We start from the raw sequence: 25,393 nt of genomic DNA on the forward strand, positions 1-25,393 counted from the left end.
TTTTTTTCCTTGGAGGGAGCCGACCAGACTTTTTCTTAAAAGTCAAGGCCGCGTTCCACGGACTTCCGAGATGAACCTTTTTTTCTTCCTCCGCCGCGCGCATGCACAAGGCCGACCGGCCGGACAACGAGGGACGCGTTGTTTCCGCACCTCCAATAGAATGCCTCCTGTATGGCACCGCTTCCTGCATGTCCTGCAGGACGGCACCCACACCTCTCAACGGAAGCCAACGAACCACCAACATGAAAGCCTCGCGACTTACCACCGTACTTGAAAACCTTCTCGACCAGCCCTGGGCCGCTTTCATCTGGGGCGCCCCCGGCATCGGCAAGAGCTCGATCGTGCGCCAGATCGCCGAGCGCCGCCGCATGCCGCTCATCGACATCCGCGCCTCCCTGCTCGATCCGACCGACCTGCGCGGCATTCCGATGATCCAGGACGGCACGGCCGTCTGGTGCCCGCCGTCCTTCCTGCCGAAGAAGTCCGACAAGCCCGGCATTCTCTTCCTCGACGAGATCAACGCCGCGCCTCCTCTCGTGCAGGCCGCGCTCTATCAGCTCATTCTCGACCGCAGGGTCGGCGAATACGAACTTCCCGAAGGCTGGCGCATCATTGCGGCAGGCAATCGCCGCGAGGACAAGGCGGTGACCTTCAGGCTCTCGAGCGCGCTCGCCAACCGCTTCATCCACCTCAATCTTGAGGTCGACCCCGATGACTGGCACGCCTGGGCCACCAACCGCGGCATCATCCCCGAAGTCACCGCCTTCCTCAAGTACCGCCCGCAGCTGCTGCAGGCTGCGTCCGAGGACGAGCAGGCTTTTGCGACGCCCCGCAGCTGGGAGATGGTGAGCGACGTGGTGGCGAAGTTCGGCAGCCCTGCCAAAGCCCGCGACGTGATCCCCGGCATCGTCGGGACCGGCCCCGCCGTCGAGTTCCTGACCTTTGCAAAGAAAGCCGTGCTGCGCAAGGAAATCGACGCTATCATCGCCGACCCCGCCGGCGCGACGATCCCCACCGAGCTTGACCGCCTGTGGGTGCTCGTGTCCTTCCTCGTGGCAGGCGCCCAAAACGACGGCATCCTCAAGATCGTGCCCACGCTGCTGCCCCGCCTGCCCGTGGAGTTCAGCATCGTGCTTCTGCGCGACCTGATCCGGTGCAGGCCCCAGATCGTGCAGGAAAAGGGCGTCAGCGACTTCCTCAAGACCAACAAGGTCATGCTGTTCTAAGGAGGGCGCATGGCCATCTCGACGCAGACGCGCATCACACGCGCGCGCATTCAGCTCTGCATGCGAAAGCCCTATCTGTCGACGGCACTGATGCGCTTCCCGCTCGTTCAGGCGGACGGCATCATTGAGACCATCTGCACTGACGGCTACCACATCTTCTGGAGCGAAAGCTTCATCGACTCGCTCACCGACGCCGAACTCAGGGGCGTGCTCGCGCACGAGCTCATGCACGTCATCACGCAGAGCGCCGACCGCAGGCAGGAACGCGACAAGCACCTCTGGAACCTTGCGACCGACTACGCCATCAACCAGGTGCTCGTCAGCTGCGGCTTCAGGCTTCCCGGGGGTGCCCTCCTCTCCCCGCTCTACCGGGACTTGAGCGCAGAACGGATCTACGAGCTCCTCGAGCACAAGGGAAGCGACAATCCGCCGCCTCTGCATTCGGGCGGCTCCCAAGGCCAGAACAAGCAGCGGAAGGATTCCCGGGGCCGGAACAAGCAGCGGGAGGATTCCGATGAATGCGTTCTGAAGGACGTCGGAGAAGACGTCCTCGATCCGAACAGCCCCGAGGCAACCCGCCTGAGGACGCTCACGGGCATCGAGATGCCCGACGAGCAGGAGGTCGACGAGGCCGTCGAGGCGACCCGTCTCGAAACCCTCAAGGCGCTCAGGTCGGCGGGCATCACGGGCGGCAGCCTCGAGAGTCTTCTGCAGGGCTCCAAGATCTCCCGCATCGACTGGCGAACGCTTCTCGCGGAGTGGATGTACGACCGCATCCGCGACGACTGGAGCACGTGGCCGCCTTCGAAAAAGCACATCTGCCGCGGCCTCTACCTTCCCAGCCCGGGCAGGCCCGCACCGATCAAGCTCGTGATGTTCGTCGATACCTCGGGTTCGATGTCCGACGAGAGCCTTGAGCGCATCTTCGGTGAAATCAGAACCTTCCGCGAGACCTTCCCCACGCCCTTCGTGATCATTCAGGCCGACGCCGGCATTCAGAGCGTCGACGAATACGACGCCTACGAGGACTTCAACTTCGAAAAGGTGAAGATCCATGGACGCGGCGGCACCGAATTCATCTCAGGCTACAATTGGATCGAGGAGCACTTCGACTCGGAACCCGTCGCCATCATCCACGCCACCGACGGCTGGGGCAAGTTTCCCCGGTTCAGCAGGGATCCCGTCGTCTTCCTCATTCCGAAGGAGGTGGAGGAGAGATCCGATCTCAGGCAGTTCCCCGAATGGGGCCGAAAAATCATTCTCTGACGACGCTCGACCGGTTCAGGGCCAAGCGCACGGAGCGCAGCTCTCGAGAGTGGCGCTCCATGCCCGGACGCCCCTGACCGCACCCGAGGACACGTTCCCATCAACCCAAGTCAGGTCAATACGCCATGCTGGTTCCTCCTCTATCCAACGAAAGCCGGACCCGAAACGACTCGCCCGTTCCCGAGCGGCTCTTCGAGCTTTCCAACCTTCTCAAGCGGACGCTGTCGCCCGCAGACCACGCGTTTGCGCTTCGCGCGGCGCTTGAAGCGCATGCCATGGGCGCGGACGAATCCGCCGTCGTCGCCACGGCCGCCGCCTGCGGCCTTGACCGTGCGGGCGAGGCGCTCGAACCTCTTCTCACGCTTGAGGAGCTCGCCGCCGCCTCACGCATTTCGGTGGGTCTTCTCAACGTGCGCGCCGTCGCACATTCCTCCGACGCCGTGGCCGACGGAATGCTGGCACTCGCCCGCGTCCGCATCCGCGAGCTTCTGGACGACGCACGCCTTCACAGCGGCCCCGACGACGCCGCGCTCGAAGCGCCCGACGAATACGTCGAGCCGTTCCACGACATTCTTCTGGCGACAGCCGGCCGTCCGGGCGCAGCCGCCCTGAGGGACGCCCTTCATGCCTGGGTCGGCATGCTCGGGATCGAGCCCGCGTGGATGCAGGAGGAACGCCCCGCCTACTGGGTGATCGGACTGCCGGGCGACCGCAACCTCGAGCTCTTCGCCGACGTCTTCCGCAGGCTCGGCTTCCTTTTCGGCAAGATGCTGGGCGACAAGGGCCCCGCAGGCCTCAAGCCCGTTCAGGGCCGCCACGTCCTCACGGTGAGCGCCCCGATCTCGAAGGCCGACTTCCTTCGACGCCTCATGACCAGCATCGCCGCCCGCCATCCGGCCCTCTTCGTGCGCGCCATGGACCGCACCCGCGAAGGACGAGGACTCGTCTGGGAGCGCCCGCGCGGCGACATCTGCGACAAGGGCGCCGCCTTCAGGCGCATCGAGATCTTCTCCTGCCAGGACGTCGATCCCCTGCCCGCCGTTCTCGAGGCCTTCGGACTCAACCCATAAAATTCCGAATATCGGGCGACGCAAAGCCCGCCCCCAGCCTCTCTCAACAACCACCATAGATTTTTTTATACATCCTTGCACGGTGGCGCCCAAAAGTGCGCCTCCCTCGTCACCCTCCTGCTTTTCCTCACAAGCCACTGAACATCAGGCATTTCGAAACATTTGAATTTCGTCTTACGCCCTTGGTACTAGTTCCAATGAAGTCCAAAAACACCCCCTTCGGTCAATGACAGCAAGAAAAATTCCTCATAAACTGAATTCACATCTCGGTTATTGAGAACTATTTCGTTTTAGACGTTGCCTATTGATAGAAGGCATCCGAGCAGTTCCGCCGACTCCTTGAACGAACTTGCCCATGGAGGCTCCTAAAATGCAATACATTGACGCCAAGTACGATCTGCTCATCAACGGCGAATGGGTTCCCGCCGAAGGCGGCGAAACCTTCGAGACGTTCAATCCCGCCAACGGCGAGAAGCTCGCCGACTGCGCCAACGCCTCTCCCGCCGACATCGACCGTGCCGTCGCCGCCGCCCGCGCCGCCTTCCCCGCCTGGGCCGCCAAGTCCCCGCAGGAGCGCGCCGCCCTTCTTCTGAAGGTCGCCGATCTCATCGATGAAAACGCCGCCCGTCTCGCCATGGTCGAAACGCTCGACAACGGCAAGCCGATCCGCGAAACCACGCTCGTCGACGTTCCGCTCTCCTCCGACCACTTCCGCTACTTCACCGGTTGCCTGCGCGCCGAAGAGGGCTCCGCCGTCATGATCGACGAAAACACGATGAGCATCGTGCTGCACGAGCCCATCGGCGTCGTCGGCCAGATCATTCCGTGGAACTTCCCGCTCCTGATGGGCGCCTGGAAGATCGCGCCGGCCCTCGCCGCGGGCAACACGCTCGTGATCAAGTCCTCCTCGACGACGCCGCTTTCGCTCTTCGAGCTCGGCAAGTTCCTCAACCAGGTGCTCCCCGCCGGCGTCGTCAACATCGTCTCCGGCCGCGGCGCCCGCACGGGGCAGGCCATGCTTGACCACCCGGGCTTCGACAAGCTCGCCTTCACGGGCTCGACCGAAGTCGGCTACAGCGTCGCCGAAGCGGCCGCCAAGCGCCTGATTCCGAGCACGCTCGAGCTCGGCGGCAAGTCCGCCAACATCATCTTCGACGACGCCCAGCTCGACAAGGCGATCGAAGGCGCCCAGATCGGCATCCTCTTCAACCAGGGTCAGGTCTGCTGCGCGGGCTCCCGCATCTTCGTGCAGGAAGGCATCTACGACAAGTTCGTGGGCGAACTCACCGAGGCCTTCAAGAAGATCAAGGTGGGCGATCCCACCGACATGTCGACCCAGATGGGCGCCCAGATCAACGAACGCCAGCTCTCCAAGATCCTCGGCTGCGTCGAGGAAGGCGTCAGCGAGGGTGCGCGCGTCCTCGTGGGCGGCGCCCGCGCCTCTGAAAAGGGTGCGTTCATGCAGCCGACGCTCCTCGTCGACGTCACCAACGACATGAAGGTCGCCCGTGAGGAGATCTTCGGCCCGGTCGCCGTCGTCATCAAGTTCAAGACCGAAGAGGAAGTCGTCCGCATGGCCAACGACAGCGACTACGGCCTCGGCGGCGCCGTCTGGACCCGCGACATCAACCGCGCCATGCGCGTCGCCCGCGACGTCCGCACGGGCCGCATGTGGATCAACACCTACAACGAGCTGCCCGCGCACACCCCGTTCGGCGGCTACAAGAAGTCCGGCATCGGCCGCGAGACCCACAAGATGATGCTCGCCCACTACAGCCAGGTGAAGAACATCTACCTCTCGCTCAACGAACAGAAGCGCGGCTTCTACTAACAGGGCGCAGGAGGTCCGGACCTCCGCTCCCAGATCCCGTCTCCGCCTGAAGGGGCCGGCGCGAAAGCGCCGGCCCCTTCTTCATGCCCGTCCTCATTCTCAGCCTCTGGCATCCACTGGGTTGATGCTCCCCTCCCAATCCCATGTCATTAGGGATTGGAAGGGGATTCTGGGGGCCGTGGCCCCCATTCTAGTCACTGTCCAATACGGACTGTGACGGGCTGCATCAAACAGCCCTTATCGGTTTCGACAAGCTTTTTGAGCCAGTCATCACCGAATTCTTTTCTGCCAATGTTCAAGCATCCGTTGACATCAGAGTTGATAACTTGACCGTTCGATCGGAAAAACAGTCCTCGCACTCGCCTGCCCGTGCTAAGAACCTGATTCGCATTCTTATCGCCGTAATTCGGCAATGGATCGAAGTCAAGCGCAGACTGACGCGAGGTGTAGCTTTCCTCACGAACAATCACCTTGATGCCGTACTCCTCCGCCTTGTAGCGAATCATATGGATCAAGCGATTGAACGGAATGCTCACAAAATTTTGATTGTTGACCTTGCCAAGGTTGACGTTCTGCTTCCACCCGTCGTTATGCCCGATGACAACGGTTCCCAAGTCATGTTGAAGGCAAAACTTCACAACGAAGCGGGAAACCTTGTGCAGGTTGTCATTGATGCGGCAAATGCGCTTCATGACCTTGGAGCGACGATGCGCTTGCTTTCCATGAGTCTGAAGACTTGCGGCGTCCTTGTTGTACTTGGCGTTGATGCTTTTCAACATGCCACCTTTGACAACCACGGGATGAATCCCGCTGATCGTCGAAGCAAGAGGGGAGTGTCAGGATTTCTGTGTCTGGGGAGGTTATTCCAGGGGCAGCCCAACGAGGCTGCCCTTTGTATTTGAGATGCAGTATGCCAGACCTGATGCGATAGCGGGGGCTAAGGTGGAGGGGCCCGCGCGGAGCGCGGGAGGATCCTCCTTAGCCCCCGCTATCGCGCGCCGCGAAGCGGCTGGCGCGTTAGCGCGAGAGGTCTAATCATATCCCTTCCTTACTCCATGGCACCTGTAAAGCGCTCACCAAACAGCAGAGCGAACTGGGGCATGGCAGCAGCCCACTTGGGCGTAGCACGCTTCCAGGAGGCCGTGAAATTCATGATGGCCAGGTAAATCAGCTTCTTGGCAGCGTCCTCATTGGGGAACAGAGTGCGCGTCTTGATCACCTTCCTGATAGCACGGTTGAGCCCTTCAATCGCATTGGTCGTATAGATCAGCGTACGGATCTCAGGAGGAAACTGGAAGAACGGGATTACCTGTGCCCAGGCGCGTTCCCAGATCTGGATGATGGCAGGGTACTTCTTGCCCATGGCCGTGCTCCCAAAGCGCTCCAGAGCGCGTTCTGCAGCGTCGGCATCCACTGCCTGATAGATGGGCTTAAGCTCCTTGCACACGGCCGCCCTGTCTTTATGAGAGACGAATGACGTGGATGCGCGGATAAGGTGGACGATGCAGGTCTGATGGAGGGTCTGCGGATAGACGGTTTCAAGAGCTTCCGTCATGCCCTTCAGGCCATCCGTAACGGCGATGAGGATGTCCTCAACACCTCGGGCCTTGAGCCCGTTGAACACGGTTGCCCAGAAGCTTGCACCCTCGTTCTCGGCGATCCACATGCCCAGAACCTCACGCGTACCGTCTGTTCGCACGCCAATCCCGAGATGAACGGCCATGTTCTTCACGGCTGCGCCACTGCGGATTTTGACTCGGATCGCATCGAAAAAGGCGACGGGGTACACACTTTCGAGCGGGCGGTTCTGCCACTCCTGCACGTCCTCAAGCACCCTGTCGGTGACCTTGCTAACGTAGTCGGGGCTGATGTCCACACCGTAGAGGTTGTCGATGAACGCCTGGATGTCGCGGGTGCTCATGCCCCGGGCGTACATGGCGATGATCTGCTCGTCCATCTTGCCGAACGACCGGCTGTGCTTGGGCACGATGATAGGGTCGAAAGTGTTCCGGCGATCACGAGGGACGCTCAGCGGCAGAGGACCGAACTCGGTCTTGAGGGTCTTGTGGCTAAAGCCGTTGCGCTTGTTGGGGACAAGGGAAAGCTCGTCAGCATCAACTTCTTCAGGAGGCGTTTCGGTGGGCTGACAGCCGGTGAGATGGGCATCCATTTCTCCCTGCAGCATGGCTTCGACAAAGCGTTGGGAGAAGGTACGTACGGCCTCGGAGAAGGCTTCGGCTCCTAGGGGGCGGCCCGATGCTCGAAGCTCGGAAACGTACTGCTCGATGTGGCTATCGAGGGGGTTGGTGGACTTCTTACGAGAATTGCGTTTGGTGTTCGTGTTCATTGGATGCACCCGTTTGGCGGGCTCCGATTATCCCATGGACACAAAATTTCTGACGCTCTCTTTCCGACCGAAAGACCGTCTACATTGCACAGAAGCGCAATTCTCTGCCCCCTGTCGAAATCGGCAATGTAATCGGATTGCTCTTCCTGTTTTGCGAATGTCGCGGTAGGCGTCACAACCCTTTGCGGACTTGAGAAAACAACCATTGCGGTATTGAAGCTGTTAACGCGAACCTCATCAATTCGCCCCTCAATCAAAACCTGTTTGCCCTTGTACTTTTTGTTTGCACGAAGTTCGTTACTCTGAAACTCGCGCTCAATTACGTCGACGTCTTGGTAGATTGGGTTTGTACCTCCGGCGGCTATTGCAAACGTTGCCGCCTGGTCCACGTTGTACGCGCCATTGATGTCGTCTCGCACAATGGTGTTAAAAACGTCCTTTTCGGTTTGCGTCAATCCCGCGAATGCCGAGGCGCAAAACAAACTGGCCACAAAAGCCGTAACGGTTTTTCTCATTTTGGTTTAATCCTATGAAAGACTCATAACGAATGTTTTTGAGTCCTTCAAGGATCGCACCTCGCGCCCGCTTCTCGCATTGGCGTTTCCACCAATTGACGAGTTGCTTGTGTTACTGGTTCTGCTGAACGGGCTTGCCGTCAGAACCGACGGGAACGTAAATGACCTGCGGTTGCTGAGGAGCCTGTACCGGCTGCTTCGGTTCGTCGTCCTTCGTCATGGAGTCGTAAATGGCATTGCCCGCCATAGAACCCGCCGTCGAGCCGACAGCCGAACCCATGACAGTCGACCAGAAGCCGCCACCCGAAGAGGTGGTGTTTTGATGAACGGTCTGGTTCACGACGGTAGTGTTTTTCTTCACGACAGTCGTGCGATTCGGGACTGATCTGACAGCAGACGGGCGCGAGAAAGAGCGTCCGCCGAAACCGCGACCACCACGAGCATCTGCGGCGGTAGAGATGAAGAATGCAGCCACAACAGCCGCCAAGAGAATCTTTTTCATGCGTTCAACGCGATTGAGGCGGCAATCCCTGTCGAAAGCAAAGAATGTGGTGGGTAAAGGGGTCACGCGATCGGAAACATGCGAAACGATCACGTCATGTCGAGACCGCCCCACCCGCAAAAGGGGTATAAAAAAGCTCGAACCTTTCGATCCGAGCTTTATTTTCGCTAGATACGACTCTGTCTCCCGACAGGGATTAAAGCCGCACACGACTCGCCTCCGACTGAGGCCAAAAATACTTCATTGCACATTATACGACTCTTTTCTCGCGGATGCAATCGAAGATTCGTTTTAGTTCGCAAACTGCGGCGTAGTGGTGGAAGCGGAAGGTATTGCGCCCGAGGTGCAGGCGCTGTTCGATGTCCTCGGGTTCGAGATGCTCGAAGTAGCGTGCGCGGATGACGGCCTTGGCGATCATCGGGAGCTCGGAGGACGCGAAGGCGGTATCGAGGTCGTCGGCGACCTGTTCATTGGCTCGAAGTTCCTCGGCGCTCGGGGTGATGCGCGGTTGGCGCTTCTCGGCGAAGGGGTTAGCCTCCTCTTCCGCGTCCGGGGATCCCTGCGCGAGGCGCATCATCTGCATGATGACGAACGTCGGGGACTTGACCGTAGGGATGCGGCCCTTGCGGCGCAGACTCGCCCAGAGGCGCAGCAGACGGAAGAATTCTTTTTCGATGATTACCATAGGTTGCTCGGCTCAAAGGTTTCATACTCCCACCCGCCGCCGTCTTTCTTGCGGCGCGGGTAGACCACGATCAGGGTCGCCCACTGGTTGAGCTGTGCGCACATCTTGCACTTCGCCTTGGCGTCGTCTCGGAAGATGGCGCGGCTTCCCTTGACCTCATGGAATTCGATCGAGCCGTCTGGCTTGAGCACGAAGAAGTCGGGCGTGTATCGGAGGTCTTGCGCGAGCTTGAGGGTAATCGCTTCGAAGCGGAAGTCAAGGACTTCGCCTGCGGCCTTGAGTGCGCGGAGGTGGTCGCGGTACGCGGTCTCGGTCTTGTTCATCTGCCCGGGCTTGAGTCGACCCAGTGCGAGCAATGTGTTCGCTCTCATCCCCTGATGCCTCGCTTGCTGAAGATGCGGAAGGCCTCGTAGCTGTCACGCCCGAAGCCGTTGAAGAACAGCGGGAACTTCTTCCCGTTGCGCGGGTTGGTTTCGTCGTATGTCCACGCCTCGAGGTTCGAGGACGGGATGGCGACCTTGTAGAGCGGGATGTAGCAAAAGGACTCGTTGGCGAGGTAGCCGTAGAAGTCGATGCCGTGGCGGATCTTCATGCGGCCCGTGTCGGTGAGGGCCTCGCACTCGCGGAAGTGGAGTCGGCAGCGGCGACCGACCTCGGGGAGGTTCGGGCGGGACTTCTTCGGGTTGATGACGGTATGCCAAGCGTCGGCAATCCTGGTCGTCGGAATCATCGGTTTTGCTCCTGTTGGTCTTTTCTTGCTTTGAGAATCCCCACCGCCTTGATGCGGAGGTCTATTCGCTCCTGTGGCGCTCGTTCGTAGAACGCGCACGGGGGGCGTAGTTCGGTAATGGCCTGAAGGACGTTCCACCGCCCTCCCTTGTGCCCGACCGCGTCGCAGTAGCCCTTTTCCTCTGCGAAGAGCCACCGGGGGGTGCGGTCGGATCCCGCGAGGTAGGCGCAGTCGATGCATCGGATGGTGTTGATGAATCGGTCGCCGAAGAGCGGACGCGGTTCCTTCGGGCCGGTCGGCTCTTCCTCTTTCGGTCGTTTCCACCTCATCGGTCCGCCTCGAAGAAGTTGAGGAGGAGGACGAAGGGCAGTGCGACGATGGCAGCGATGGCGGCGACGGCGATCACCACTGGGCAGGCAGCGAGGAGGAAGAACAGCGCCACGACGTTCACGATGACGAAGAACGGAGCGAGGAGTGCGGAGAACAGGTCTTTCATGGTTCGTAGTTGTGGGTTACTGGGGGTTGTAGCCGCCGTTTTGCAGGATGTGCGCCACGGCGTCACGGTGGAGAAGGCGCGCGTCGGCAAAGGTTGGGAGCTTCCATGACGCGACGGGTCGACCGAAGCGCACGCAGGAGACGGGGGCGAACCACCGCCCGGGCTTGATCGACGTGGTGACTTCGCCCTCGAAGTCGGTGCTGTGAACCTCCCAGAAGTCCCCTCCCTCGACCACGATGGCGGTCTTGAGTTCGTCGGCGGCGTCCGTGGTGCTGACGATGAAAGCTGTGCTCATGGGTTGAATGCTCCTCGTTGGATGGAACCTACGGCGGCGTCATGGACGGCCATGCCGTGAGCTGCATCCCTGCTGTAGCGGACTGCTATGGTGCGCTCGCGCTCGAGCTCGGCGGTGTACCAACGCAGGCCCTCGCGGTCATCGTCGGGACAGGGCTTCGGGAGCAGGCGGTAGGTGACTTTGGTGACGTACTGGCCGCGTCGACCCGAGAAGTCGGGGCGGGAATGCACGCAGAATTCGCGACGGCGGTCGAGACTGAGGAGCCAGGTCGTCTTGCCTCGGCGTTCCTTGATCTCGCGCACGATCTCCGCTCCCGTGGTTTCATCGGACATGGGGCGCACCTCTCTGCACGGCCTGCTCGACGAGTGACTCATGGTGGGTGAAGGCAAGGGAGCGCTCCGCGAACTTGTAGGCGCGGCAGTACTCGAACGTTGCCTGCGTGAGGTCGGTCGGGTCGTCGCCCAGACGGCCCTCGGCGTAGGTCGTGAGGTAGGCGGTCGAGCCGAAGAGGGGCATCGTGGTGATGCGGATCACCTTGCGTCCGAGGAACGTGTGCAGCGTGGTCGTGAGCGACATCGTGTGATGCGACTTGGAGACGACGCGGGCTTTGGTGTCGGGTTCACTCATTGCTTTCCTCCTTCTCCGGCAAGAGGCGGCACTTGCCGCATCGCTTTTTCAGTTCCCGGTTCCCGATGAAGAAGCCGAGGATGAAAATGACGAGCATGGCCAAAATGAGCTCGTCGAGCTGTTGCGTGGTCATTCGTGACACTCCTCGAAGTCCTCGTTCGTGAATTCCACGTCGAAGGCGTGGGCACTGGCCGAGTCGGTCTCGGGCACGGTGAGCGTGAAGCGGAAGCGCCCCTTGGCGTCCGAGCAGTAGCTCGAGCGGTAGTTGGCGATGTCAAGCGCACGGAAGACGGTGTACGCCCAGACCTCCTCGCGGACGTTGTGCTTGAGGAAGTCGTAGACAGAGGCGCAGGTTTTGAGGCGAAGCCCTTTCATTTCGCGTCCTCCTCGTCGGCGAGGTCGTCGTAGTGGACGGCGAAGGAGAACGCGGCCCCACTGATTGAGTGTTCGGCGGGAATGGTCACGGTCACGGAAAGGCGCAGACGGGGTTCGATTGTCTCGTAACGGTCGACGACGTACTGCTCGACCTCGCGGATGATCTGCTCGCAGGTTTCTGCGTCCAGTGCGTTGATTTCGATCAGGCGACGCAGCGGAGATTCGGGCGGGAGGTATTTCATGGGCTTGCTCCTCAGAAAAGTTTGGTCGGGTCGTTGGTTCGGTTGGCGGAGACGCGGCGGTCGCGTCCCGTCTTGAAGGTGAGTGCGTAGCCGGCATTGCGGACGCGGCTCATGATTCGCTCGGTGAGCAGTTCCTCGAGTTCGGCCTTGTCAAGGTTGGTGATGAAGATGGTCGGGCGACCGTTCTTGATCCTGCCGTCGATGATCTGGTACAGCACCTTGAGTTCGTCGTGGTTGCCCTTCTGCACGCCGACCTCGTCGAGGACAAGGCAGGAGACCATGCAGAGCTTCGCCATTGCGGCAATGCGGTCGACCTGCGCGTAGCGGTTCGTCATGACCTCGAGCAGGGAAGGGACGGTTACGTAGAACCCGGGGATGCCCTGCGCATCCAGTTCGTGCAGGATCGCGTAGGCGAGATGGCTCTTGCCGGTCCCAGGATTGCCGATGAAGATGAGGCCCTTGGCGTTGATTTCCCGCCACCCTTCCTGTTGCGCGTCGTGGGCGGTATCGCGTTCGGCCTCGCGGATGCTGAAGCGCTTGGCGAAGCGGGTCGCGACCATCAGGTTCTTTTCCTCCTCGGGGTTTTCGGGGTGATAGGTCTCGAGCGTCTTTCCCTCGAAGTCGGAGGGTCTTCCGAGGCCGAGCATCTTTCGCAGTTCGGCACAGCGTTCGCGTTCGCGGGTGGATGCCTCCTCGATGCGTGCCTGCTTCTCGAGCTCGAGCTTGCGGCACTTAGGGCAGTAGGGAACTTTCCACGTCCCATCCTTGAGTTGATAGGTCGTGTAGGTCATCTTTCCGTGAACAGGGCAGTCAAATTCAACGTCACGGCTTGCCGGAAGCATCGAAGCTGCGGCACTTGCCAACACAGCGTCGAGCTGTTGTGTCTGTGCCGATCGAGCGGCGATCTGGCGGGCTTCAGTAGCAGTCATGGTTTATCTCTCAAACGGGATCATCAGGGTCGTACACGCGGTCGCACTGGCGCTTCTCGCGGAAACCGCCATAGGCGGGGCGGTAGGACGGTGCGCGTTTCCTCGCATACTCTTCGGCGTTGGTTGCCCACGTTCTCCAAGCGGCGTACCAGTCGCAGTAGCGGTTGTCCTTGGAAAGGTGGAAGTCCACGAACTTCGTGAACTCGGCCTGCGCGTCTATGCTCGGGTGCTTCTGCCTCGCGTACTCGAGGTAGGCGGGCGGGATTGCGTCCCCAGAGGAGAACGGGCAGCTCGTCTTAGGCTTCGCTCTCGATTTCTTCGGCTTCGGAGCTACTGGTTCACAGAGAGCGTCCAAAGGCTCAACTGCCTGAAGCTGGCCTATAACTTCTTGGTTCTTTTCTTGGCTCTTTATTGGTTCGGGGTAAAGATCTTTACGGGGGCAAACTTCTTCACCGGGGTGAACTTCTTCGCGGGGGCTAATAGCTTCATTGGTTAATTTCTTGGTTAAATTCATGGTTACATCCCGATTTTCGGGATACCCCCTACCTGTTTTTTGGGATACCCCCACCCGATTTTCGGGATACCCGCACTCCAATTTTTGGGATACCGTATCCCGATTTTTGGAGGGGGTATCCTGATTTTTGGGATACCCCTCCTCGCCCTTCGAGCTCGACCATTCAGTGGCGTCGAACCCGATGAACGTGTATTCGGTGCGCAAGATCTGGCCAGTCTCATCGTCCCTGACCATCTTCCTGCTGATAAAGCCGCCGTCCTCGAGTCGGCGAATGGCCGACAAGACGGTGTCCGCTTTTTTGATTTCGAGGACACGGGCAATCTTTTTCAGGGACGGGAAGCAATCCCCCGTCTTCCTGTTGTGACAGAAGGCAAGCTCACGTAAGACGGCTTTGGCGGTCGAGTTGCCGACCGTCTGTTCCCTCGCCCATCTTTCCGCTTCGTAGCTCATGATTGCCTCAACGGTTGGTGCGAATCATCCGAACGACGTCGGCAGCGAACTGGCTGACCTCTTCGGGCTTGCAACCAGTAAGGCGGCAGAACTGCGCAAGGTAGTTGCGCGTGACGGAGTTGTTGGATACCCACCGCTTGACCGTCTGGCGGGAAATGCCAAGGTCGTCGGCGAGCTTTTGCTGAGTGCCGTAGCGGGCAATGGCATCTCGAACGGAAACTTTTTTCATGTGGAACCCCAATTCAAATTTATGGTACTACCATAGTACCATAACTGGTACCTCTGTGGTACCCTAGTCGCGTCTTTTGGTTGGTACTATCTGAGTACCAAAGGAGTCCCGCTATGTCTTTCCCTGCCCGCCTAAAAGCCCTGTTAGAAGACCGCAAAATTTCGATGCGTGAGCTTGGCCGCCGGATCGGCACGAGTCACGTCACCGTTGGAAAATGGCTGTCTGGCATCCAGATGCCGTCCGACGAGAACCTCGAGGCATTGGCCGAGTACTTCCATGTCACGCCCGCCTTCCTGAGGTTCGGCGATACGTCCCTGTTGCGCCCGCAGACCCTCGAACCCAATGAGGACGTCGTTTCGATCCCCGTGCTAGACGTCAGGGGGTCGTGCGGCTACGGCGGGGAGCTTGCCCAGACCATCCAGTTAGTCCAGATGCTCCGCGTGACCAAACAGTGGCTGCTGTCAAAGTCGACATCCTTCCTGAACTTCCAGACCCTCCACATCATCACCGCCGACGGCGACAGCATGGAACCGGGCATCAAGCGCGGCGACTTCGTCATCGTGGACACGTCCCAGAGCCGCTTCATTGCCGACGGTCTCTACGCCGTTCAGTACTCGAACGCCGTCTTCATCAAGCGCGTGCAGATCCATCCTGGGGGAAAGGTCGAGCTGATCTCAGACAACCCAAAGTACAGGCCGATCCAACTGGATACCTGCGAGTCCGTCGAAGTGATCGGCAGAGCCGTCCTCTGCTTTAACGTGCGCGAACTCTAGCGCCCGGCCACCCTCTCCCACCCTCAATCTCGCCTCGTGCGGGATTTTTTTTGCCCTCAAAAACGCTCGTTGATATAGATCAAATCGATCCGCATTTTTGGTAACCTCTGACTACCATTCTCGGTACTGCCGTGGTACCATAACAGTACCAAATAAGGAACGACACCCGTTCCACTTGGTACCCAAGCCGAAAGGCTCGGAAGAATGAAAATCCCGGTGCTTAGTTGCGTCGGGGACGGCTTGAGAACAGCCACTGCGAGAAGTGAAATTTGCCGCCGCAGGAAGGAGCGTCAAGCCGTAGTCGCAAAGGTCGCGCATGAAAAGTGAGCGGACGGCTGGAGGGTATCTTCCAGTGCGGTTGGGTTGGGGACCACCTGAAAACGACGCAAGCTCGCCCCACGAGCTAGATCGAGAACAGCTGAAACGAAGCAGAGGGCAAAGCCCCGAGCGGCCAGAGCGCAGACGATGCGCAACCGCGTCTCGATTGAAAGCCGATTCAAGCGCCCTTGCCTCTTTTTTCAACGAATACCGAGTCCTCGACTGGTGAGGACGCTTGGATGGACTTTCACAAGAAAGAATGGCCGCGCGGTTTACACCCGCGCCTACAGCGGGTAAGATGAGGCTACCTTGTATGACATGCCCTGATTTCAGGAAGGGAATATCATGACTCAGCCAAACACATCGTTCATGACGAATTTCATGAAAGGCGTGCGCAATGGGCTGGTGGCTCCTTTTGTAGCCTTGAACCCGCCTCGCGTGCAAACGAAAATTGATCGTCGCCTGTTCGAGACGTCCTACCGCTCGCCGGCAGAAGACATGCTCAACATTAAAAGCGACTTCGACAAAGCTGTGACCTATGCCAGAAAAGAGCTCGACGCAACTAGAACGCATTGCCGACGTTGAAGACAATGTGCCGGACGTCCAGACAGAGGCTCAAACTCAGCTAATCGCGGCAAAATCCGAAACCTTTGAGGGACCTTTGCCTCACCCGGACATTTTGGCGCGGTATGAGAATATTCTCCCTGGCATCGCAGACAGAATCGTCAGAATGGCCGAGGCCGAACAAAATGCTCGACACTCTGCCATCGATCAGGATGCCAAAAACAAATCCACTCTTGTTGACATAGCAGCGAAAGAAAGTGCTGGAGCTCTTGAGGCACAGAAAAAAGGACAGAACATCGGTCTGGCCATTTCCCTTGCCTGCGTTCTATGCGCCATCGTTTGCGCGCTCATGGACAAACCAACAATCGTGACATGCGCGTTCTTGGCTGTCCCGACAGCATCGCTCATCGGTTCATTTATGCCAAAACTATGGCGTAACGACGTAAAAGAAGAAAAGTAATCACCAGATCTCACGCTCTAAACACCTTGTTCATACCGCCCTCGGCACTGCCGGGGGCTTTTTTATTGCCGTCTCGCGGGCACCCGCAAAGAGCGACACGCGGGACGGCTACTAGGAGAACAAGAAGGCATTCACGTGCCGCCGGCCACTTCCATGTGGCGCTCTCCTTCGGCGGCATCTGAATGCCTTTTTTCATTTTCAAAACGGAGAGGACGCTATGTCTCTTCTCAATTTCTTCACTGGCCAAAGTGCCGACGAGCTCGTCCAGTACGAGCCGACGTCCGAAGACACCATCGCGTTCGGCCTTCGCCTTTTTACGATCGGTAGCGTCGTCGTCATCGGTCTCACGATCATCGCATTGAGGTACTTCGCATGAGTACCGGCTTCTACTTCGGCATGGGCGGCGTTCCGTCCGTGTATGACGAGTATCCAGACGAACAACCGATCCTCATCGGCGGCGATCCGCTCGACCTCGACACGTTAACGGCGGGCGGCGAACTCGTCACAATCGAAGAGTTCACCGAGGCAGCCATCGACGCAGGGCTCGACAAAGACATTATCGCGGACTGCCTCGAGGAACTTCGCGTGCTCTGGAAGGAACGCGAAGAGGAGGAGGCCGCATGAGCTTTTCCGATCCCGTCAAGATCATCGATCACATTCCACAGGACTTCGACATGAAGATCAAACAGAGACATCGCGGACAGATCAAGCCCGCACCCAAGATCAAGGCTCAGCCGGCGAAAGCCCCTGAGCCTTTTTCATGCGAGCGCCCCGGACGCATCTGGACGCTCATCACCTTCTTCGGTGCGCTGGCCGTCATCGCTGGCGCGCTCATCACTGGAGCATGGAGTAACGAATGAAGACTTTGACTGACATCGCGCGAAGCATCGCGCAGCAGGCAGAGCATACGCCGAACGCGGACATCGACGAGCTCTGCGAGAACTACGTCACGAACAGGCAAGAAGAAGTGCTTGCGGCGTATCTCGTAAATCCCAATTCCTCTACCGATCTCATTGCAGTGATCACGAGCCTTAAGGACGCAAGCTCGGCAAGAGAGGTCACCAAGATCATCGACGCCATCAACGACGAGCTCGAAGTTGCGCTCTTCGAGGCGACGGAAATGATTTTGTATCGCGTCGACTGCATCCTCGCCCCTGAGCCGGGCTTCGAATGCCCAGAGGAGTAAGCATGACGATCACTTCACTTGAGCCGCTCGAGCTACCGATGCCCGAGCCTGAGGACGAGGTCGACGTCGACCCGTATCCCGAATACGCCACGCGAGACGAGTTCGAACGAGCCCAGTGGTTCGGCGAACGTGCAAAGCGTCCCGAGCCGATCTACGACAAGTCGCTTGAAGACTTCTACGCGATCAACGACGACGAAATACCTTTCTGAGGACGACACATCATGACATTCACTTTCAAAAAGGCCGCTCGCAGCGCCTCAAAACTTCGCCTCGCTCTGTCAGGAACATCTGGCTCCGGCAAAACCTACGGCGCTCTTCTGCTCGCCAAGGGGATCGGCGGCAAGATCGCCGTCATCGACACGGAGCGCGGTTCAGCATCTCTCTACGCTGACATGTCCGGCATGCCTGAGTTCGACGTTCTCGATCTGGACGCGCCCTTCACACCAGAGCGATACACGGAAGCCATCAAGGCGGCCGAGGACGCAGGCTACGACATTCTCATCATCGACTCGATGACGCATGAATGGAACGGCAAGGGCGGCTGTCTTGAGGAAGTCGAACGCATTGCGAAGGCACGCTATCGCGGGAACTCGTGGTCTGCCTGGAACGAGATGACACCTCGCCATCGACAGTTTGTCGACGCAATGCTCACCAGTAAACTCCACATCATCGCGACGATGCGGAGTAAGACAGAGATGGCGCAAGAGGACGTCAACGGTAAGAAGGTCATCAAGAAGCTCGGCATGAAGGTCGAGCAGCGCGACGGAGTCGATTATGAGTTCACGATCATGTTTGATCTCGTCCACGACGGGCACTTTGCGAACGCGTCGAAAGACCGTACCGGACTTTTCTCCTCTCGCACTGATCCGCTAATTCTCACACCGGAGGTCGGCGCAGAGATCAAGAAGTGGCTCGATAGCGCTGGCGTCACGCCAGACGAATTCGCCGACCTTATGTCCCGCACAATCAGCGCCGAAACACCCGACGAGCTAATGGCAATGGGTAAGGAGATCGCCTCCAAGGGTCTCTGCTACGAAGACCGCGAAAAGATCGCGCAAGCATTCAGAGCTCGTCGTCACGAACTTGAACAAGCAATGACCGAACAGGCTACACAGGAGGAAGCTAACAATGGCATCAGTGAATAAGATCATCCTCATCGGGAATCTCGGCAACGATCCCCAGATCCGCGTAGGCGATCACGTCATCGCGAATCTCTCCCTCGGCACGTCACGCAAGTGGCGCGACAAGGACGGCAACGTCCAGCAGGAGACCGAGTGGCACCGCATCTGCGCATTCGGTCGACTAGCGGAGATCATACGCGACTACACGGCAAAGGGCGACCCGCTCTATGTCGAAGGTCGTCTGCGCACGCGCAAGTATGAGAAAGACGGCGCAGAACGCTACGTGACGGAGATCATCGCTGAGCAGATCCAGCTCCTGCGTTCAAAGAAGGACAACGATGATAATCCGGCGCAGGCCAAGCCTGCCGCACAGCGACGCGATCCTGAGCCGGCATACGACTCTGACGTACCGTTCTGACAACCCGTTCTGACCATTTTCGTGACGCCACGAAAATCGCAAGCCCTCGGCGAAAGTCGGGGGCTTTTTATTGCCATCCCGTGGGCACCACGCAGAAGAAACTCCTGTCCGAGGAGGCGAAACCGTCGCTCCCCCACCCTTTCAACAAAGAGCATTCACGCGCTTCCGGCCGCCATCACGAGCGGCGGAGTTCCCCCGGTGGCGCTTGAATGCTTTTTGACAAGCAAAGTCGATTGGAATATGGTTGCATAAGGAGTCACTAGCTTTCTCTCTTCCACCAATCAGACGCCATATAATTTTCCATGAATATCAAAGAGTTAACAGAAAAAACAGCCCTTGCGGCGCCACCCTCACAAGAGCAACTTTTCCGTGTTCTTTTCGAGAGAGATGGTTTGAGCGGATTTCGGTAGAATTTCATTATCAGCCCGCATCTAATAGGTTCAGCCAATGACCATCCAATATCCTAACCAAGGAGAGATCCTAATTTGCAACTTTTCTGGTTCTGTAGAGCCAGAAATCTGTAAAAAGCGCCCAGTGATCGTTTTGACGCCTCGCTTTAGAAGGATTCAACGTCTGCTAACAGTCATTCCACTGAGCACTACCGCGCCGACATCAATTCAGAGATGGCATCTTAAGTTGCATCTCGATTTGCCAGCACCGTATGAATCCCCTGAATGCTGGGCAAAATGCGACTTAATTCAAACCGTTTCATGGGATCGTCTCTCCCTGTTTAGAGCGGGCAAAGATTGTTACGGAAAAAGAATCTACCCAAGAATAGAACTGGATAACAACGCTATGGAAAAAGTGTGGGATTGCGTTCTTCACGGGATAGGAAGAAGCGACCTTGTTGGACTAGCGAGGAATTATGAGGAGTTGCAAAGACGCTTGACTACAGATACGTAGTCGAGTATCCTTCAACTGTCTCCCGCTCTGAGCGTCTTGCTTATCGGGCTAAGTCCTGTCTCTTCAGTGAGCAGGCCTCTGCGGAACCGAGATTGCAATCGACCGTAGCGACATTTCAGCCCCGTCGGCGAAAGCCTTCGGGGCTTTGCTTTTTGACAACGCGCCTCTGTTTCGGGTATGCTTCCTGTGTCGACACCGCAATGGTGCGACGCGGGCTTGGCGGCCCGAATACATTGGCGGATAGCCGCCTGTCGTTCGATGGAGCGGCATTTTTGTTGGCTATCCGCGATGGGGTCGTAAAACGCGACCCCATCCGCAAGTCTCCAATTCTGGGTAGGGCTTGCGGGACATCGAAAGATGTGCCAGTTTCCAATGTACTGGTCCGCCAACCCGCAAGTCCTCGCCCACCATCTTGGCGGATGGCACGAGGTTATCAACCTTACATTGGAGACAGCAATGTCAATCGTTATCTCTAACGCCTTCACGGTCATCGAAGGTCGCCCTGTCACGTCCAGCCGCATCGTAGCCGAATACTTTGGGAAACAGCACAAAGACACGCTTCGTGCAATTCGCGACTTGATCGCCGACGCGCCTGAGCTAGAACGTAAGCGCAATTTTGCGCTCACGGAAGAAGAGCAAAAAATCGGCGCAACGACACGCAAGATCCCGCTCTACTGGATGGATCAGAAAGGCTTCTGCATCCTCGCCATGGGATTCACCGGCGCGAAGGCACTCGAATTCAAGTGCGCGTTCTACGATGAGTTCGAACGCATGAAGAACGAGCTCGAGGCACCGACCACGATCACGCCCGCAGAGCAGCGCGCCATTCAGCGCGAAGTGGCAATCCGCGCACATAAGACCGCATCGAACTATCGGACGATCTACCGCGCCATCAAAGCACGCTACCAGATCGCACGATACGACCAACTGCCTCGCACTCAGCTCGAAGACTGCCTCGACTTCATCAGAGAGGTTGAGCTCGATGTCCCCGAGGTGCCGCACACCACGCGCCCCGACGACGGCGGCTGCCCCCACTGTGGCCTGCACCCTATCCCCGCGGGCTCGATCGTCCTCTCCTCGCGTGAGGCCGAGAATCTGCGGACTTTCGTCTACTACTGGAGGTACCTCTTCCGCGAAGACCTCGAGACCGTCCTCAAGCTGATGCGTCTTCTCCAGTCGCCTTTCGCACCTCGCTTCTACGAAGCCGTGACAAGCATGAACATTGGCTCCATCGAGGCCCTGCTCGAGCGCAACGGCTATAGCGTGAAGCAGTTGCCCTGCTATCGCGCACTGACTGCTAAGTAACAGCCACACCAAATTTTCACATCGGCCCTGCCCTAACCGGCGGGGCTTTTTCATAGGTACGCAAAATGAAACTTTACGAAATCTCTGATGCGCTGAGAACCGCGCTCGAACACATCGAGCTCGATCCAGAAACTGGGGAAATCCTTCAGGCCGACGCGCTCCACGCCGTCGAAGCCGAAGCCTCCGAAAAGATCGAGGCCACGGCGCTCTACCTCCGCGAGCTCGATGCCGAGGCCAAGGCTGCCAAGGACGAAGCCGACCGCATGATCGCCCGCGTCAAGTCGATGCAGAAGCGCTCCGACTACCTCAAGGCAATGCTCCTCGATGCCCTGCACGCGACTGGGAAGGTCAAGACCGTCCGCGTGACCGTCTCGATCCGCACGACGAAGGCCGTAGAGATCGCCGAGGGCGCAGACCTGCCCGAGGCCTACACGACCGTCAAGACGACCGTAAGTCCGAACAAGGTCGCCATCAAGCAGGCACTGCTCGACGGCGTCGAGGTCCCCGGCTGCCACCTGGAGGCACGCGAGAGCGTGAGCATTAGATGAGAAATGGGGGATACATCGGAGTGAGGGCAGACAAGGCCCTCAGACTCCTCGGCGAGAAAGGCCCGATGCGCATGTCGGCGCTGCTCTGCGCGTTGGGCCTGCGCCCGCAATGCTCGTCTTTCAAATACACCGTGTCGAAGCTCGTCGACGCGAAGATCTTGAAAGTGACTGGCAGTGCCGACCCGATCGTCAGTCTGGCCGATCAGGCGTACGCAGATCCCGCATGCGCTCGCGAGGTGTACGAAGCGTACAACTCCGAGAAGAAAGCCGAGAAGGAAGCCGAGAAGAAGACCGAGACCAAGGCCGTGATAATTCCCCCGGTTAAGCGATCGATGATCGAGGACATCGCTTTCGGAATGGCAGAACAAGGAGCAAAAGCATGAAAGTCAAGATTAAGAAGCTCAACCCGAACGCGAAGATGCCCAAGCGCGGCACGAAGCATGCTGCAGGATTCGACCTGTACGCCGCTGAAGAATTCGACGCACCGATCCATGAGGAGCAGACCGTCCGCATTCAGACGGGCCTCGCCTTTGAAATTCCTGAGGGCTACGTCGGCGTGGTGTACAGCCGCTCCAGCACTGCGCTGAAAGGTCTCATCATCACGCCTTTGCTTGTGGACGCTGATTACCGCGGTCCTGTTTACGTCACGGTGAAAAACGCTTCAGGCAAGCCTTACGTCGTCCGCAACGGTGATCGACTCGCACAAATGCGCATCGAAAAGCTCGTTGACACTGAGTTCGAGTGGGCTGACGAGCTGAGCGAGACCGCGCGAGGCGCGGGCGGATATGGATCTACAGGAGATTAAGGAATGACGATCAGTGAACTAATCGAACTCCTTCAGGAGATTATGGAAAAGGAAGGCGACATCGAAGTCGCGTACACGTACAACGACGGCGGCTACCCCATGATGGGCGAAGAATATGCCGGGGGCGTCGAAGTTCGGCTTACCCCCTACGGCAAGGCCGTCGTGATCTGGTAAGGAGGACGATGAAGAATGAAAACCCCACGGTTTGAACTGAAAGACTTTCGTCTTAATGAGATTCTCTCAATGCTCACACTGTACAGCGGGCCGAGCCTGTCGGAAGAACTCAATAGAGTTTGGACTGGCGAAGCGAGGACCGTCAAATTCGGCAATCGCTTTTCTGTCGATCTCACCCCCGAAGACGTCAAGGAAAACCCGGAGTTTCGTCCGAACGAATGGAACCCAACGAAGTCTTGGAACATCCCCAAAAACGTCGACCTGATGTTTTCGATTCAGGAAAAAGAATCAGGGAAAGAAATCGCACGATTGCGTGGCCACTTCGACGGTGAGAATTTCAGAAGACCAAGCGGAGAGCCCATGTACGCATTTTGCCGTGGATTTCATGCAACAAAGTACAAATCGCTCATCAAGTGTTGGCCTGATGATCAAAAAAGCGAGTGGATCTCTGGGGACTTTTTAGCTCGAGTGGCTGAATTTGATCGTCGACTTGTAGAAGAAATGGAGGGGTACGAGAAATGCCTGTCAAGATGAAAAAGGAAATCCGCAAGCGAATAGCTTGCATGATGGGCACAACACAAAAAGCGATCCGTGAGGCAGAAGCGGAATGCGATGGACGAGCGTTCATGTATCACGCAAAAGGAACGCTTTGCGGCTTCTACCTCCTCCACGTCCCTGTCAAGGGAAAAATCGCGCCAACGCTCTTTCCGACTGAGTACTTCGTCAAACAGCAGGAGGAGGACGAATGAGGCCTGAAAGAGAATACAGACGCATGGCAATCGTCGCTTTGGACTTCATCCAAGAAAAGAAGACTGCGCGCGGCGCGGGCGGTTACGGGGCAACCGGAGCATGAAAATGAATGAAGAGGAAATTCTGCAAAACATGGATTACGTCTCCGAGCAACTGGTCGGAGCGGCAGAGGCGATCAAGGCCGACACCGATGAGCGACGTTTCGACGAGGCTTACGATCCCATGTTGCGAGACGTGATGATGATGGCGCGGGAACTACTGCACCTGCGTGACCTGCTCGACGAACTTCGAGAAGGCGAGTAACCCACAGGCCGACACCTTGACCGAGGCCGCCGCCACTTTCTGCGAGGAGAGGAGGGGACGGCGGTCTCATCACATGAAGAGGACATGATGAAAAAGTATTCCGATAAGGGGTGGAACTGGCTAATCGACCACTACCCGCATGAACCTGGTCGCTACTGGTTCGAGGGGTTCAACCCGGTCGAAGGCTACCCCAACAAACCCGACCTGACGCGCAAGGACATACACGTCCTCGCCGATGTGGACGACATCACTCACCCGCTCGACGCGACTGCCGTGACCAACGGCGAACCTTTGTACAACCTCTTCTTCTTCGCCACCCTGCCCGGTGCTGACAACCTCGTTCGCTTCAAGCGCTTCGACGAAGAGGCGAAGCGCGAAGCAGAAGAGGAAAAGAGTATGCGCGTCGAGCGCATCGAAAAGGGAAGGATGCAGGCCGAAAAGATTCGCATTATGGCTGCCCCGTCCCCGAACTGGTTCGACGCAATCGTCTGCGCAGGAGACGCTCATGCTTGACGATGAACGCGAAATCATGCTGTACAAAATCGTGAGCTTCCTCCGCAGACACGCGAAGCAGGAATTTTCCGCAGCTCAAATTGCCGCGCAGGTGAACGTACACACGGGATTCATCACGAGCAACATCCGCACGCTGAAGGAACGATGCGCTCCGATCTACGTGCGGGTTTTCAACTCGATCCACTACCTGAGCATGACCGATCACAGCACCGGGCAGGCGCACCTGCACAGAGAGGTCGCACGCGAGAAGCAGGTGCGGCAAATCCTGGAAGGTGCTGCGCCAAACTGGTTCGACGCTCTGGCCACGCCCGCCGCCCCGGTGCGGGATGACGGCGAGATGCAGGCGGCAGTGGCACGGGTCAGTCAACTGGCAGAGAAGGATCTGCACGAAAAGGAAACGATGGTCGCCGTGATCGACATGATCGACCGCGAGGAATTCGACCGAGCCGAGCGTGCCCTCGCGGCGTACAAGGCACAAATCATGAGCAAGGCCGAACTGATCGCGGAGGCGATCGCACAGGTGAGAATGGCAAAAGAACGGGAGGTATTTCAATGGACGGGTGGTTAAGCAAAAAAGAGGTCGGCGAGTACCTTGGCGGGAAGTCTCCGCGCACCGTAGACCGTTGGATCGCGAAGCGCATCATCCCTCAGGGCAAGCGCTTCCCCGGCGGCCTGTTTTGGCGCAAGGACATCATCGACCAATGGCTCGCCGCGGACCAGTACGCGACGAAGTGCGCGAAGGCGCTCAAGCTCCGCGAGGCCACACCCTAACGCAGACAATCGGCAACCCACAGCCCGCCACCGCACCACGGTGACGGGCTTTTTCTTGGTTCATCTCGGAAGTCCGTGGAACGCGGCCTTGACTTTTAAGAAAAAGTACAGATCGTCTCGGAAGCCATAAGCTCGTCGCTTAATTTGCTTGA

Annotated in this window: 43 protein-coding genes; 26 read left to right on the top strand and 17 right to left on the bottom strand. The window is 58.2% G+C overall.

Annotation, left to right across the window (positions count from 1 at the left end; all coding sequences use genetic code 11):
• Positions 1-242 precede the first annotated feature (242 nt).
• The 4 genes from HMPREF9465_RS04510 (at position 243) to HMPREF9465_RS04525 (ending at position 5,393) form a co-directional block, all read left to right on the top strand.
• Positions 243-1,226: an AAA family ATPase gene (locus tag HMPREF9465_RS04510; RefSeq protein WP_038006532.1), complete on the top strand. Its 984-nt coding sequence runs from the start codon at positions 243-245 to the stop codon at positions 1,224-1,226.
• A 9-nt stretch (positions 1,227-1,235) separates the two neighbouring features.
• Positions 1,236-2,492: a DUF2201 family putative metallopeptidase gene (locus HMPREF9465_RS04515; RefSeq protein WP_005434518.1), complete on the top strand. Its 1,257-nt coding sequence runs from the start codon at positions 1,236-1,238 to the stop codon at positions 2,490-2,492.
• A 125-nt stretch (positions 2,493-2,617) separates the two neighbouring features.
• Positions 2,618-3,562, top strand: a complete 945-nt coding sequence (locus HMPREF9465_RS04520; RefSeq protein ID WP_005434520.1) for a hypothetical protein — start codon at positions 2,618-2,620, stop codon at positions 3,560-3,562.
• A gap of 370 nt (positions 3,563-3,932) precedes the next feature.
• A complete protein-coding gene (locus HMPREF9465_RS04525; protein WP_005434521.1) occupies positions 3,933-5,393 on the top strand; it encodes an aldehyde dehydrogenase family protein in 1,461 nt (486 codons plus the stop codon).
• A 194-nt stretch (positions 5,394-5,587) separates the two neighbouring features.
• On the opposite strand, the gene HMPREF9465_RS04530 is transcribed toward HMPREF9465_RS04525, so the two are convergent.
• The 17 genes from HMPREF9465_RS04530 to HMPREF9465_RS04600 all read right to left on the bottom strand — a co-directional run bounded on the left by HMPREF9465_RS04530 (position 5,588) and on the right by HMPREF9465_RS04600 (position 14,329).
• Positions 5,588-6,190: an IS200/IS605 family accessory protein TnpB-related protein gene (locus HMPREF9465_RS04530; RefSeq protein ID WP_005434523.1), complete on the bottom strand. Its 603-nt coding sequence runs from the start codon at positions 6,188-6,190 to the stop codon at positions 5,588-5,590.
• 251 nt (positions 6,191-6,441) lie between these two features.
• Positions 6,442-7,740, bottom strand: coding sequence for an IS256 family transposase (locus tag HMPREF9465_RS04535; RefSeq protein WP_005434525.1), 1,299 nt, complete (start codon positions 7,738-7,740; stop codon positions 6,442-6,444).
• Positions 7,737-8,255 (bottom strand): OB-fold protein, encoded by a 519-nt coding sequence (locus HMPREF9465_RS04540; RefSeq protein WP_005434527.1) that lies wholly within the window; start codon positions 8,253-8,255, stop codon positions 7,737-7,739. Before HMPREF9465_RS04540 ends, HMPREF9465_RS04535 begins: the two co-directional genes overlap by 4 nt.
• A 112-nt stretch (positions 8,256-8,367) precedes the next feature.
• The gene (locus HMPREF9465_RS13100) at positions 8,368-8,850 is read right to left on the bottom strand and encodes a hypothetical protein (protein WP_147645231.1); all 483 of its coding nucleotides are present in this window, start codon (positions 8,848-8,850) and stop codon (positions 8,368-8,370) included.
• Between the two features lie 157 nt (positions 8,851-9,007).
• Positions 9,008-9,442 (bottom strand): hypothetical protein, encoded by a 435-nt coding sequence (locus HMPREF9465_RS04545; RefSeq protein WP_005434530.1) that lies wholly within the window; start codon positions 9,440-9,442, stop codon positions 9,008-9,010.
• Positions 9,436-9,765 (bottom strand): DUF1064 domain-containing protein, encoded by a 330-nt coding sequence (locus tag HMPREF9465_RS04550; RefSeq protein ID WP_231289342.1) that lies wholly within the window; start codon positions 9,763-9,765, stop codon positions 9,436-9,438. The genes HMPREF9465_RS04545 and HMPREF9465_RS04550 overlap by 7 nt, the downstream gene beginning before the upstream one ends.
• A gap of 44 nt (positions 9,766-9,809) precedes the next feature.
• Positions 9,810-10,172, bottom strand: a complete 363-nt coding sequence (locus HMPREF9465_RS04555) for a hypothetical protein (protein ID WP_005434535.1) — start codon at positions 10,170-10,172, stop codon at positions 9,810-9,812.
• A gap of 325 nt (positions 10,173-10,497) precedes the next feature.
• A complete protein-coding gene (locus tag HMPREF9465_RS13105; protein WP_005434539.1) occupies positions 10,498-10,668 on the bottom strand; it encodes a hypothetical protein in 171 nt (56 codons plus the stop codon).
• Positions 10,669-10,684: 16 nt separating this feature from the next.
• Entirely contained in the window at positions 10,685-10,963 is a 279-nt protein-coding gene (locus HMPREF9465_RS04565) for a hypothetical protein (protein ID WP_005434541.1), read from the bottom strand.
• A complete protein-coding gene (locus HMPREF9465_RS04570; protein WP_005434544.1) occupies positions 10,960-11,295 on the bottom strand; it encodes a hypothetical protein in 336 nt (111 codons plus the stop codon). The genes HMPREF9465_RS04565 and HMPREF9465_RS04570 overlap by 4 nt, the downstream gene beginning before the upstream one ends.
• On the bottom strand, positions 11,285-11,590 hold the full coding sequence (locus HMPREF9465_RS04575) for a hypothetical protein (RefSeq protein ID WP_005434547.1): 306 nt from the start codon (positions 11,588-11,590) through the stop codon (positions 11,285-11,287). Before HMPREF9465_RS04575 ends, HMPREF9465_RS04570 begins: the two co-directional genes overlap by 11 nt.
• A complete protein-coding gene (locus HMPREF9465_RS13110; RefSeq protein ID WP_005434549.1) occupies positions 11,583-11,723 on the bottom strand; it encodes a hypothetical protein in 141 nt (46 codons plus the stop codon). The genes HMPREF9465_RS04575 and HMPREF9465_RS13110 overlap by 8 nt, the downstream gene beginning before the upstream one ends.
• The gene (locus HMPREF9465_RS04580) at positions 11,720-11,965 is read right to left on the bottom strand and encodes a hypothetical protein (RefSeq protein ID WP_005434550.1); all 246 of its coding nucleotides are present in this window, start codon (positions 11,963-11,965) and stop codon (positions 11,720-11,722) included. Before HMPREF9465_RS04580 ends, HMPREF9465_RS13110 begins: the two co-directional genes overlap by 4 nt.
• Positions 11,962-12,207 carry a hypothetical protein gene (locus HMPREF9465_RS04585; protein WP_005434552.1) on the bottom strand — a complete coding sequence of 82 codons (246 nt, stop codon included), beginning with the start codon at positions 12,205-12,207 and terminating at the stop codon, positions 11,962-11,964. The genes HMPREF9465_RS04580 and HMPREF9465_RS04585 overlap by 4 nt, the downstream gene beginning before the upstream one ends.
• An 11-nt stretch (positions 12,208-12,218) precedes the next feature.
• Positions 12,219-13,136 carry an ATP-binding protein gene (locus tag HMPREF9465_RS04590; protein WP_005434554.1) on the bottom strand — a complete coding sequence of 306 codons (918 nt, stop codon included), beginning with the start codon at positions 13,134-13,136 and terminating at the stop codon, positions 12,219-12,221.
• Between the two features lie 10 nt (positions 13,137-13,146).
• Positions 13,147-14,100, bottom strand: coding sequence for a helix-turn-helix domain-containing protein (locus tag HMPREF9465_RS04595; protein WP_005434555.1), 954 nt, complete (start codon positions 14,098-14,100; stop codon positions 13,147-13,149).
• 7 nt (positions 14,101-14,107) lie between these two features.
• Positions 14,108-14,329 carry a helix-turn-helix domain-containing protein gene (locus tag HMPREF9465_RS04600; RefSeq protein WP_005434557.1) on the bottom strand — a complete coding sequence of 74 codons (222 nt, stop codon included), beginning with the start codon at positions 14,327-14,329 and terminating at the stop codon, positions 14,108-14,110.
• Positions 14,330-14,442: 113 nt separating this feature from the next.
• Here HMPREF9465_RS04600 and HMPREF9465_RS04605 point away from each other — a divergent pair, with 113 nt between their 5' ends.
• From HMPREF9465_RS04605 to HMPREF9465_RS04690, 22 genes are all read left to right on the top strand, one after another.
• Entirely contained in the window at positions 14,443-15,102 is a 660-nt protein-coding gene (locus HMPREF9465_RS04605) for an XRE family transcriptional regulator (protein ID WP_005434559.1), read from the top strand.
• Between the two features lie 663 nt (positions 15,103-15,765).
• Positions 15,766-16,005 carry a hypothetical protein gene (locus tag HMPREF9465_RS13115; protein WP_005434561.1) on the top strand — a complete coding sequence of 80 codons (240 nt, stop codon included), beginning with the start codon at positions 15,766-15,768 and terminating at the stop codon, positions 16,003-16,005.
• Positions 15,959-16,444 carry a DUF2335 domain-containing protein gene (locus HMPREF9465_RS12215; protein ID WP_051008998.1) on the top strand — a complete coding sequence of 162 codons (486 nt, stop codon included), beginning with the start codon at positions 15,959-15,961 and terminating at the stop codon, positions 16,442-16,444. Before HMPREF9465_RS13115 ends, HMPREF9465_RS12215 begins: the two co-directional genes overlap by 47 nt.
• Positions 16,445-16,661: 217 nt before the next feature.
• Complete coding sequence (locus tag HMPREF9465_RS13120) at positions 16,662-16,820, top strand: hypothetical protein (protein WP_005434562.1); 159 nt, start codon at positions 16,662-16,664, stop codon at positions 16,818-16,820.
• Entirely contained in the window at positions 16,817-17,068 is a 252-nt protein-coding gene (locus HMPREF9465_RS04615; RefSeq protein ID WP_005434564.1) for a hypothetical protein, read from the top strand. The genes HMPREF9465_RS13120 and HMPREF9465_RS04615 overlap by 4 nt, the downstream gene beginning before the upstream one ends.
• A complete protein-coding gene (locus HMPREF9465_RS04620) occupies positions 17,065-17,304 on the top strand; it encodes a hypothetical protein (RefSeq protein WP_005434566.1) in 240 nt (79 codons plus the stop codon). Before HMPREF9465_RS04615 ends, HMPREF9465_RS04620 begins: the two co-directional genes overlap by 4 nt.
• The gene (locus HMPREF9465_RS04625) at positions 17,301-17,630 is read left to right on the top strand and encodes a hypothetical protein (RefSeq protein WP_005434569.1); all 330 of its coding nucleotides are present in this window, start codon (positions 17,301-17,303) and stop codon (positions 17,628-17,630) included. Before HMPREF9465_RS04620 ends, HMPREF9465_RS04625 begins: the two co-directional genes overlap by 4 nt.
• A 2-nt stretch (positions 17,631-17,632) precedes the next feature.
• Positions 17,633-17,839, top strand: coding sequence for a hypothetical protein (locus HMPREF9465_RS04630; protein ID WP_005434570.1), 207 nt, complete (start codon positions 17,633-17,635; stop codon positions 17,837-17,839).
• A 12-nt stretch (positions 17,840-17,851) separates the two neighbouring features.
• On the top strand, positions 17,852-18,775 hold the full coding sequence (locus HMPREF9465_RS04635) for an ATP-binding protein (RefSeq protein WP_005434571.1): 924 nt from the start codon (positions 17,852-17,854) through the stop codon (positions 18,773-18,775).
• On the top strand, positions 18,759-19,169 hold the full coding sequence (locus HMPREF9465_RS04640; RefSeq protein WP_005434572.1) for a single-stranded DNA-binding protein: 411 nt from the start codon (positions 18,759-18,761) through the stop codon (positions 19,167-19,169). Before HMPREF9465_RS04635 ends, HMPREF9465_RS04640 begins: the two co-directional genes overlap by 17 nt.
• Before the next feature lie 447 nt (positions 19,170-19,616).
• Positions 19,617-20,072 carry a type II toxin-antitoxin system PemK/MazF family toxin gene (locus HMPREF9465_RS14000; RefSeq protein ID WP_081579424.1) on the top strand — a complete coding sequence of 152 codons (456 nt, stop codon included), beginning with the start codon at positions 19,617-19,619 and terminating at the stop codon, positions 20,070-20,072.
• Positions 20,073-20,528: 456 nt separating this feature from the next.
• Positions 20,529-21,377: a Rha family transcriptional regulator gene (locus tag HMPREF9465_RS12220; protein ID WP_005434573.1), complete on the top strand. Its 849-nt coding sequence runs from the start codon at positions 20,529-20,531 to the stop codon at positions 21,375-21,377.
• Positions 21,378-21,442: 65 nt separating this feature from the next.
• Positions 21,443-21,925: a siphovirus Gp157 family protein gene (locus tag HMPREF9465_RS12225; protein ID WP_005434575.1), complete on the top strand. Its 483-nt coding sequence runs from the start codon at positions 21,443-21,445 to the stop codon at positions 21,923-21,925.
• A 20-nt stretch (positions 21,926-21,945) separates the two neighbouring features.
• Positions 21,946-22,308, top strand: coding sequence for a hypothetical protein (locus HMPREF9465_RS04655; protein WP_147645232.1), 363 nt, complete (start codon positions 21,946-21,948; stop codon positions 22,306-22,308).
• Positions 22,305-22,730, top strand: coding sequence for a dUTP diphosphatase (gene dut, locus HMPREF9465_RS04660; protein WP_005434579.1), 426 nt, complete (start codon positions 22,305-22,307; stop codon positions 22,728-22,730). The genes HMPREF9465_RS04655 and dut overlap by 4 nt, the downstream gene beginning before the upstream one ends.
• 3 nt (positions 22,731-22,733) lie before the next feature.
• Complete coding sequence (locus HMPREF9465_RS13125) at positions 22,734-22,904, top strand: hypothetical protein (protein ID WP_005434582.1); 171 nt, start codon at positions 22,734-22,736, stop codon at positions 22,902-22,904.
• Between the two features lie 15 nt (positions 22,905-22,919).
• Entirely contained in the window at positions 22,920-23,438 is a 519-nt protein-coding gene (locus HMPREF9465_RS04665; protein WP_005434584.1) for a hypothetical protein, read from the top strand.
• Positions 23,435-23,653: a hypothetical protein gene (locus HMPREF9465_RS04670; protein WP_038006542.1), complete on the top strand. Its 219-nt coding sequence runs from the start codon at positions 23,435-23,437 to the stop codon at positions 23,651-23,653. Before HMPREF9465_RS04665 ends, HMPREF9465_RS04670 begins: the two co-directional genes overlap by 4 nt.
• 106 nt (positions 23,654-23,759) lie before the next feature.
• Entirely contained in the window at positions 23,760-23,957 is a 198-nt protein-coding gene (locus tag HMPREF9465_RS04675) for a hypothetical protein (protein ID WP_038006544.1), read from the top strand.
• Positions 23,958-24,041: 84 nt separating this feature from the next.
• The gene (locus HMPREF9465_RS04680) at positions 24,042-24,470 is read left to right on the top strand and encodes a hypothetical protein (protein WP_038006545.1); all 429 of its coding nucleotides are present in this window, start codon (positions 24,042-24,044) and stop codon (positions 24,468-24,470) included.
• Positions 24,463-25,038, top strand: coding sequence for a hypothetical protein (locus HMPREF9465_RS04685; RefSeq protein ID WP_005434593.1), 576 nt, complete (start codon positions 24,463-24,465; stop codon positions 25,036-25,038). Before HMPREF9465_RS04680 ends, HMPREF9465_RS04685 begins: the two co-directional genes overlap by 8 nt.
• Complete coding sequence (locus tag HMPREF9465_RS04690; RefSeq protein ID WP_005434596.1) at positions 25,023-25,241, top strand: helix-turn-helix transcriptional regulator; 219 nt, start codon at positions 25,023-25,025, stop codon at positions 25,239-25,241. Before HMPREF9465_RS04685 ends, HMPREF9465_RS04690 begins: the two co-directional genes overlap by 16 nt.
• Positions 25,242-25,393 lie beyond the last annotated feature (152 nt).

This window comes from Sutterella wadsworthensis 2_1_59BFAA (assembly GCF_000297775.1).
GTDB classification, from domain to species: Bacteria; Pseudomonadota; Gammaproteobacteria; order Burkholderiales; family Burkholderiaceae_F; genus Sutterella; species Sutterella wadsworthensis_A.